The following is a 5,068-nucleotide window of genomic DNA, read 5'->3' as shown; positions in this document are numbered from 1 at the left end:
GGATATTGCTATTGCAGCAGCAGAAGCTGGCAAAATGATTCTCTGCGAAAAACCCCTTGCCCGAACATTATCTGAAGCAAAAGCAATGGTGGAGGCAATTGACAAGGCCGGTGTTCCCAACACGGTATGGTATAACTACCGTCGCATTCCGGCTGTTACCCTCGCAAAACAAATTATTGATACTGGCAAGCTGGGAAAAATTTTTCATTACAGGGCCAACTTTCTGCAGGACTGGACGATCAACGCCGATCTTCCGCAAGGCGGTGAAGGATTATGGCGTCTGGATGTGGACTCGGCCGGTTCCGGTGTAACAGGCGACCTTCTGGCCCATTGTATTGATACGGCCATGTGGATGAATGGTGGTATCAAGGATGTTTCTGCTGTTACAGAGACGTTCATCAAGGAACGACTTCATCAGGTTACCGGCCAGGTTCAGAAGGTCGGTATTGATGATGCCTGCATTTTCCATTGTCATTTCGAGAACGGATCTTTAGGCCTCTTTGAGTCTACCAGGTATGCCCGCGGACATAAGGCCTTATACACCTTTGAAATAAATGGCGAGCACGCATCCATTCGCTGGGACCTTCACGATTTGAACCGTCTGGAATATTTTGATCATGCGGATGAATCCATTGTGCGTGGCTGGCGTACCATACATGTCACTGATGGCGACCATCCCTATATGAATAGATGGTGGGTTCCGGGGTTATCGATAGGTTATGAACACACATTCGTGCACCAGGCAGCTGATTTTCTTAAAAGCCTGGAGACAGGAGAACCGTGTTCACCTACCTTCAAAGATGCACTCGAAACACAGAAGGTTTGTCAGGCGGTGCTCGAATCAGCGTCTTCCAGGAGTTGGGTTAACACAGAGGAGTTGGGTTAACAGCAATTGGCCCTTTTTTAATTATTTATATAGTCGATTAAGATCATGCAAAAAAGAAATAAAATATTCCTGGGATTATTCTCAATTTGCAACTTGCTCCTGTTTCTGGTCGTTATCAGCTGCAAAGCACCTGGCATAATTTATAGCGAAAAAGGCAAGTTTGTAAAAATATTTGATGGTAAAACGCTGAATGGCTGGGAGGGAGATCCAGCTTACTGGAGGGTTGAAAATGGCAATTTAGTTGGAGAAATTACTCCCACTACACTTTTGAAGCGGAATTCATTTATAATATGGCGGGGAGGTGTGCCTGCAAACTTTGAGTTGACTTTAGAATTTAGAATCACTAAAGCCGGTAATAGCGGAGTTAATTACCGTAGTGAAGAATTAAAGGATATACCCTTTGCTTTAAAAGGATACCAACTGGATATAGATGGTGCAAATCGTTACACTGGTCAAAACTATGAAGAACGAGGACGAACTACCTTAGCCTATCGTGGCCAGGAGACGGTGATAAAAGCTCAAAATACCGAAAGTCCAGCAGGCACTGTACAATCAAAAATAAAAAATAATGCCTGGACTGATTTAACCGTAACACGTTCTTTGGGACAGCCTGATGCATTATTGCAAAAAATAAAAAGCGAAGACTGGAATATATGTCGTTTAGTAGCAAGGGGTAATCGCTTACAACATTATATCAATGGAGTTTTAATGAGCGATGTAACAGATAACGACAAGGTTAACGGAAAATCAAAAGGGCTGTTAGGCATGCAGGTACATGTTGGCCCACCTATGAAGGTTGAATATCGAACGATCATGATCAAACAATAAATTTTCCATGATGAACTTACAGCCCGGATAAAAATTGTTCAATATACAAGAACCAGTATTAAGATCCCAACAAATGGAATTTGGTATAAACACCTTTCTGTTTACATCTCCCTTCACCAATGAGAGTATTAATTTATTCCCAAGATTTAAAGAATGGGGCTTTGACTCTGTAGAGATTTCAATTGAGGATCCCTCGCATATTGATCCGGCTGTAATTAGGAAAGCCTTAGATAAAAATGGTTTAAAGTGTGGCTCCATTTGTGTTGCGATGGGCCCTGGCCGTGATTTGAGAGGAACACCTGAAGATCAGCAGACAGCCATTGATTATTTAAAAAGCATGTTGGATATGATGCCCACACTTGGTTGCGGTATCTTGATTGGCCCGCTTTATTCCGTAGTTGGACGTGCAGAGTTAGTTAGCAAAGCTGATTATGCAATCCAATGGGAAACGGTTGCCAAACACTTGATAATGCTTGCTGATTATGCTGAAAAATTAAATGTCAAAATGGCTATTGAGCCCCTGAATCGATACGAAACAGATTTTATTAATACATGTGAACAAGGGCTGAAAATGGTTAATCAGGTAAACAGTAAAGCTCTGATGCTCCAACTGGATACTTATCATATGAATATTGAAGAGAAAGATCCCTATCAGGCTATTTTAAATGCAGGTAGTAAATTGGGACACTTTCATGCCTGTGGATCCGATCGTGGAACACCTGGTGGTGATCAGATCAATTGGGAAAAAATTAGTTCAGCTCTACACCAAGTGAATTATCGTGGCAACGTAGTCATTGAATCGTTTATACCCGACATAGAAATGATCGCGAAAGCGGCCTCAATATGGAGAAAATTTGAACCTTCACAGGAAGATATAGCCACCAAAGGTTTGAAATTTTTAAGGTCTTGCCTGCTGGTGGATAGAAATGCATGACATTATATACGGATGAAATGAATCTCGATTTGAAAAAATGTTTATCTGGAATTAGAATTGTTGCGTTGCTGGTCGTCCCGGTAGTATTATTTCTAAAAGCATGCACTTCAGCATCCAGCAAACAGTTCAGGAGTAATAAGTTTACGATTGACACGCCGCTTACAGAAAGTCAGAAACGTTTGCCTGAAAGTGCCTTGAAGGGCCTTCTAGTAGTACCGGGGCTTAAGGTTCAAACCATGGCGACCGAACCTGCGTTAATAAACCCAACAAATATTGATGTTGACGAACGCGGGAGGGTGTGGGTAACTGAAGCCTATAATTATCGTTTTCAGATTAACAGCAATAAACCACGGCCAGAAGGCGACCGGATCTTAATATTGGAAGATAAAGATGGAGACGGCCGTCTGGAGACCAGGAAAGTTTTCTACCAGGGGCCAGAAGTCAATGCTCCACTGGGTATTTCGGTGTTAGGGAATAGGGTCCTTATTTCACAAAGCCCCTATGTTTGGGCTCTTTACGACGATAATGGGGATGATAAAGCAGATCGTAAAGAAATATTGTTCCAGGGAATAGGTGGCGAACAACATGATCATGGCATCCATACTTTTACTTTCGGCCCGGACGGTAAACTATATTTCAATTTTGGAAATGAAGGTAAAACCCTTAAAGATAAAAATAACAAGGTAGTATTAGACCAGGACGGAGACGAAATCGGCCCCCAAAAGTACCGTGAAGGCATGATATTTCGGTGCGATCCGGATGGCTCCAACGTAGAGTGCCTTGGGAATAATTTTAGAAATAACTATGAATTGGCAGTGGATAGTTATGGCGCTATCTGGCAAAGTGATAATGACGATGATGGTAACCGCGGAGTGCGAATTAATTACGTGATGGATTATGGAAATTATGGCTATAAAGATGAAATGACAGGTGCGGGCTGGCAGGCCAAACGAACCAATCTTGAAGATTCCATCCCCCTGCGTCACTGGCATCTAAATGATCCCGGCGTTATACCAAATCTTCTGCAAACAGGAGCCGGTTCTCCTACCGGAATGGTAGTTTATGAAGGTTCTTTACTACCCGCGCAATTTCAAAATCAAATGATACATGCCGATCCCGGCCCTAATGTTATTCGCTCATATCCGGTTAAAAAAAGCGGTGCCGGTTATACTGCTGAGATTCTAAATATATTAAAAGGGGTGAACGATCAATGGTTTCGTCCTGCCGATGTATGTATTGCCCCGGATGGTTCCCTGATCGTTGCTGATTGGTACGATCCAGGTGTTGGAGGTCACCGTGTTGGTGATCTGCAGCGTGGTCGTATATATCGGATTGCGCCAGATGTTTCTAAATATCTGGTTCCTGTACAAAATTATAATACACCTTCCGGTGCAGTCATCGCCCTGCAAAGTCCGAATCTTGCTGTTCGGCGGCATGCCTGGATGGTTTTGCAGAAAATGGGTGCAAAGGCAATTCCTGCGCTGGAAAAATTATGGCGATCGTCTCCCAATCCGCGTATGCGTGCAAGAGCTTTATGGGTACTGGTAAAAATGCCAAAAGGCGAGAAATATGTCAACGAGGCGATTGAAGATAAAAATCCGGATTTAAGAATGACTGGCATAAGGGCCGCCCGTCAAATAAAAACCAACCTGACTGGTTTGGTAGGAAAATTGGTGAACGATAAAGATCCGCAAGTGCGCAGGGAATGCGCGATAGCTCTAAGACATATTCAAACGCCAGAAGCTGCAAGGTTATGGGCACAGCTTGCTGTACAGAATGATGGCAAAGACCGCTGGTATTTAGAAGCATTAGGAATTGGCGCAGACAAGCTATGGGACAGTTTTTTTGCCGCTTATTTAGAGAACGTTAAAAATCCGTTACAAAATGCCGGGGGGAGAGATATTGTATGGCGCGCTCGTACCGACAAGGCTCTGCCTTTTCTGGCGAAGCTTGCTTCCGATCAATCTGTTGACATGAAATTAAGATTAAGGTATTTCCGCGCATTTGACTTTCATACCGGATCGGAGAAATCAAAGATCCTGCTGAAGATAATAGAAGACAACCTGAACAAGGATATTGAATTAAACAGGTTAGCGTTACATCATCTGGATCCGAAACAAGCTCTTCAATCTGCAATAGCGGGCAGGGCCATTAAGGATGTTGTGCAGTCACTTTCAGGTAAAGCGGAATATATAGATTTAGTAAGGCAGTACAAGTTAAAAAGCGAGACTCCCAAACTTCTGGAGCTTGCAATAGCGAAAGCCAGCGAGACCATAGGGCTTGATGCAGCACGCCTGTTATTTGAATTTAAAGAAGCCGCTCTTCTTGAAAACGTAATAATGAGTAAAGATGCGGATCGAGCAAATGCCGCATTGAACGTGATGGGTAGTTTGGGAAATAAAGAGTCGCGCGATATTTTA

Annotated in this window: 4 protein-coding genes; all 4 read left to right on the top strand. The window is 43.2% G+C overall.

Going from position 1 to position 5,068, the window contains the following annotated elements; translation table 11 throughout:
• The coding region (locus tag WKF69_RS06670; RefSeq protein WP_340380609.1) for a Gfo/Idh/MocA family oxidoreductase at positions 1-886 on the top strand (886 nt) is incomplete at its 5' end.
• A gap of 45 nt (positions 887-931) precedes the next feature.
• Positions 932-1,714: a DUF1080 domain-containing protein gene (locus tag WKF69_RS06665; RefSeq protein ID WP_340380608.1), complete on the top strand. Its 783-nt coding sequence runs from the start codon at positions 932-934 to the stop codon at positions 1,712-1,714.
• Between the two features lie 73 nt (positions 1,715-1,787).
• A complete protein-coding gene (locus WKF69_RS06660) occupies positions 1,788-2,648 on the top strand; it encodes a sugar phosphate isomerase/epimerase (protein ID WP_340380607.1) in 861 nt (286 codons plus the stop codon).
• Positions 2,645-5,068 (top strand): PVC-type heme-binding CxxCH protein (locus WKF69_RS06655; protein ID WP_340380606.1); only part of this gene is annotated, 2,424 nt, incomplete at its 3' end. The genes WKF69_RS06660 and WKF69_RS06655, both read left to right, overlap by 4 nt.

The sequence above is a fragment of the Daejeonella sp. genome, assembly GCF_037719425.1.
Lineage (GTDB): Bacteria > Bacteroidota > Bacteroidia > Sphingobacteriales > Sphingobacteriaceae > Daejeonella.
The sequence above is the reverse complement of the archived record's forward strand: the minus strand, read 5'-3'. Positions and strand labels throughout refer to the sequence as shown.

Excerpts from the sequence above, each read along its gene's own strand:
- WKF69_RS06660 (WP_340380607.1), top strand. The coding sequence starts at position 1,788 with ATGGAATTTGGTATAAACACCTTTCTGTTTACATCTCCCTTCACCAAT.
- WKF69_RS06665 (WP_340380608.1), top strand. The coding sequence starts at position 932 with ATGCAAAAAAGAAATAAAATATTCCTGGGATTATTCTCAATTTGCAAC.